This is a genomic window from Coleofasciculus sp. C1-SOL-03, from assembly GCF_040220555.1.
Classification (GTDB): Bacteria; Cyanobacteriota; Cyanobacteriia; order Cyanobacteriales; family Coleofasciculaceae; genus Coleofasciculus.
On the sequence record NZ_JAVJUO010000222.1, the window covers coordinates 1 to 3715 of the forward strand.

Genomic DNA, 3715 nt, shown 5'->3' on the forward strand with positions numbered 1-3715 from the left:
TTTAAACGTCAAATCTATTCCACAATTTTAGCTGTGCCACGCCAGTAGTGGGCTGACCCACCTAAAATGGTGAATTAGAATTGTAGGGGCGCACGGCGTGCGCCCATTCTAACCGTAAAATCTATTGCACAATTTTAGCTGGGTCACGCCAGTAGGGTGCGTTAGCGTAGTGTAACGCACCATTGCCACCATATATGATGTACCTGCGTAAGTCCTGAATAGTGAAACCCACCCCTACGCCTAAATCGATGTTCTAGTCTCTGGCAAAATCACTTAGTGTAGTACAATCGATAACCATACCTTCCAGAACTCTTAACTGGCTAGTTTAAAAATGCATAAATTTCTGCCAATCGCTTACTTTCAAAACCAATTTCTTCCCTTCAATGATGCCAAAATTTCCATTGCTACCCATGCACTGCATTATGGGACAGGCGCGTTTGGCGGATTGCGCGGAATTCCTGATCCGCAAAACCCCGACCAAATTCTCCTATTTCGTTTAGACCGTCATTGTAAACGATTAAGCGACAGTGCCAGATATTTACATTATGACTTAGCCGCTGATAAAATTCAAAGCATAATTGTAGATTTTGTCAAGAAAAATCAAGTTAAAACCTCGTTTTATATTCGACCCTTTATTTATACCTCCGATTTAGGCATTGCCCCCAGATTACATAAGATTGAGAAAGACTTCTTTGTCTATGGATTAGAACTGGGTGATTATTTATCCCCAGATGGCGTAAGTTGTCGGATTAGTTCCTGGTATCGTCAAGCAGATCACAGTTTGCCCTTGAGAGGTAAAATTAGTGGTGCTTATATCACCTCATCTCTAGCCAAAACTGAAGCCGTAGAATCCGGATTTGATGAAGCCTTATTAATGAATTCCCAGGGAAAAATTTGTGAAGCATCCGGGATGAATATCTTTGTGGTGCGGAATGGAGAACTAATTACGCCGGGATATGACCAAGATATTTTAGAAGGAATCACCAGAGACAGTATCCTCACCTTGGCAAAGGATTTAGGTATCCCCACAATCGAACGTCCGGTGGATAAATCAGAGTTATTTATTGCCGATGAAGCGTTCTTAAGTGGCACAGCCGCAAAAATTACTCCAATTAAACGGGTTGAGAATTATGAATTACCGAAAACTCGACCAATCACCCAAAAAATCAGAGATCAACTGATTGCCATTACGGAAAATCGCGATCCCAATTATCAAGATTGGGTGTATGTTGTTCCTCTAGGATAGGAGTAGTTGAGTCTTGGGGTGGGGGAAGGGAACAGGGAACAGGGAACAGGCAATAGGGAATATACAATTTAAATGCGTCTTAGCTTACTCCCAGATGCCTTGCCCCTACCAACATGGGGGTAGTTAATCTAGATTAAGTATGAAACAACTTTCATTGTTTGAAACCGACAATCCTACACCCCAACCCTCCTACTTACATCTTGAGGGCGAAATTCCTATCGATATCCCTGAAAATGCTCTGATTTCTTTACAACGAAAACCATCACTCAAAATTCATTCCCTTGGTTTCCAGCCAGCAAAATCTATTCCAGAAATCCCGCATTGGTTTTTAAGGAAATATGGCACAGAAAAATGCAAAATATTAGAACCATTTGCGGGTTCAGGAACAACAATTATTGAAAGTTTATTACAAGGTGCATCCGTTTATTGGCTTGACTATCATCCTTTAAGTCGCCTGATCTGTCGCGTGAAAACCCAGATCTATGATGGAGCCGAAATTCTAGACTATGCCGAGCAAATATTGCAAAATGCTTATACCCTAAAAAACTCATTAGAAACCGTTAATTTTGCCAATAAATATTTTTGGTTTCAAAAACCTGTTCAAGCTGGATTAGAAAGCCTGCGATCGCAAATTTTTCAAGTTCCGGAAGCCATACAACCTTTATTTTGGCTGGTTTTTGCTTCGACAGTCCGAAAAACATCTGATATGAATGATGGGATGATTCTCGCCGCCAAACGAGCGAATGTAAAAAAAATTCCTCAGCGTTCTCGCGAAGATGTTTATCGGTATTTTAAAGACTATCTTGATAAAGCATTAGAAGCAATTGGTGAATGGCAGTTTGTCTTAAATAACTCCTTTCAAAATGCCATTGAATTAAATTCAAAAACAGCGGTTAAGCTTACAGGCGATTGGATTTGTGATGCGGTTATTACTTCGCCCCCTTATATCAATGCTATTGATTATGTCTGGGCTTCAAAGTTTGAGTTGCATTGGTTAGGATTGGTGAGTAATGATCGCGCCAGACTTGATTTATATACTCAAGAAATTGGCACAGAAAGAATTCCCCGAAAAGAGCATTGCCAATTAGGAAAAACCGGAAATCCCTATCTCGATGATTTGATTGCTGATATTTACCACGGTACGCAATATCAAGCGAGCAAAGGACAAAATCAGCTTAGAGCAAGAGTTGTTTATAAATACTTTATGGATATGAAAGCGCATTTTTTAAGCTGCTTTAATCATCTTGATTTAGGTGGCTATTATTGCTTTGCCATTGGCGATATTAGCAAAATTTGTGGAGTCGAGATTCCAGTAGCTAAACTTTTAACGGAAATGGCAGAAGAAATTGGCTTTGTTAAATTATTTCAATTTCACTTATTGCTAAAAAATCGCCGACTTAACTTACCAAGGAATGTGAATTGGGCTGGAACAATTAAGCATGATACTGTTGTTGTCTTGCAAAAAAACAAAACATGACTATTGTAAATTGCCCTCAAACCATTACTGTTCCCTGTTCCCTGATCCTTCCTAATCTCAACCGTTAACTTTAATTGTGTCTACCCACTTATCAGTGAGGGCACTTTTCTGAATGTAAACATTTATCGCCTAAAACAATAAGTTAAATTAAATTTAATTAAAAATCAATAAAATCAACGGACAAAGACAAAAAATGATTTTAAGGTTAAGCAACGGATGCATTGGGTTGACTTGATTCATGATAAATTTTAAATCATTATTAACGACGTTGATAGGTGGGGAGACTCGTCCCAGAGAATTAGACAACACCACCTCAGAATCAACCTTTGTTGAAGATGTGGATGCAGGACACCTGATTCCCTCGGCTCAAGGTCCAATCGTCGTGCCAGGGATTGACAGAATTGAGGGCAGTTTGCTGAGTTTGGCAGATATCGATCTCTACCAACTTGAATCGGAACGCCAAGCCTTTTTTAAATTTAGTGTTGCTCAAAATCCCTTATTATCTTTATCATCTCTATCATCTTTGTCGTTGTTCTTATTTGACGAACAGGGCAACGGACTAGCCGCAGGCATTGGAGAAGTCGGGTTCAAGTTTTCTGATAACCAGACGTTCTATTTAGGGATAAGTGATGGTTTGAATCCGCTGAATAGTGCCGGAGAGGTGCTATTATCACCATACGGAGAGGTCAATACAGGAACATTGACCGATTGGCAAGAGGCGGGAATCGTACTTCCTCTGTTCCTTTCTTATAGCATAGCCATAGAAATCGAGACAGAGACTGTTCCTGAACCGTTGACCAGTGTTGGTCAGGATGTAGCTTAATAATTAGATGCCGCCAAACTCTCTAACGCACTACCCCTACCCTTCAACGCGACGGGTGATTATGGGTAAGCATAGCGCTGTCGCCACTAGCCAACCCCTCGCCACATTAGCGGGGATGGAGATGATTTGGGCAGGGGGAAATGCTATTGATGCAGCGTTAGCCATGGCG

Annotated in this window: 3 protein-coding genes and 1 pseudogene; all 4 read left to right on the top strand. The window is 40.6% G+C overall.

Features of this window, described 5'->3' with window-relative positions; genetic code table 11:
* Window positions 1-331: 331 nt before the first annotated feature.
* Entirely contained in the window at window positions 332-1246 is a 915-nt protein-coding gene (locus tag RIE73_RS33935; RefSeq protein ID WP_446405362.1) for a branched-chain amino acid transaminase, read from the top strand.
* 139 nt (window positions 1247-1385) lie between these two features.
* The gene (locus RIE73_RS33940; RefSeq protein ID WP_446405363.1) at window positions 1386-2723 is read left to right on the top strand and encodes a DNA methylase; all 1338 of its coding nucleotides are present in this window, start codon (window positions 1386-1388) and stop codon (window positions 2721-2723) included.
* Between the two features lie 238 nt (window positions 2724-2961).
* A complete protein-coding gene (locus tag RIE73_RS33945) occupies window positions 2962-3546 on the top strand; it encodes a hypothetical protein (RefSeq protein WP_446405364.1) in 585 nt (194 codons plus the stop codon).
* Between the two features lie 7 nt (window positions 3547-3553).
* Window positions 3554-3715 (top strand): annotated as a pseudogene (locus tag RIE73_RS33950) (gamma-glutamyltransferase); the annotation flags it as partial.

Excerpts from the sequence above, each read along its gene's own strand:
- RIE73_RS33945 (WP_446405364.1), top strand. The coding sequence starts at position 2,962 with ATGATAAATTTTAAATCATTATTAACGACGTTGATAGGTGGGGAGACT.
- RIE73_RS33935 (WP_446405362.1), top strand. The coding sequence starts at position 332 with ATGCATAAATTTCTGCCAATCGCTTACTTTCAAAACCAATTTCTTCCC.
- RIE73_RS33940 (WP_446405363.1), top strand. The coding sequence starts at position 1,386 with ATGAAACAACTTTCATTGTTTGAAACCGACAATCCTACACCCCAACCC.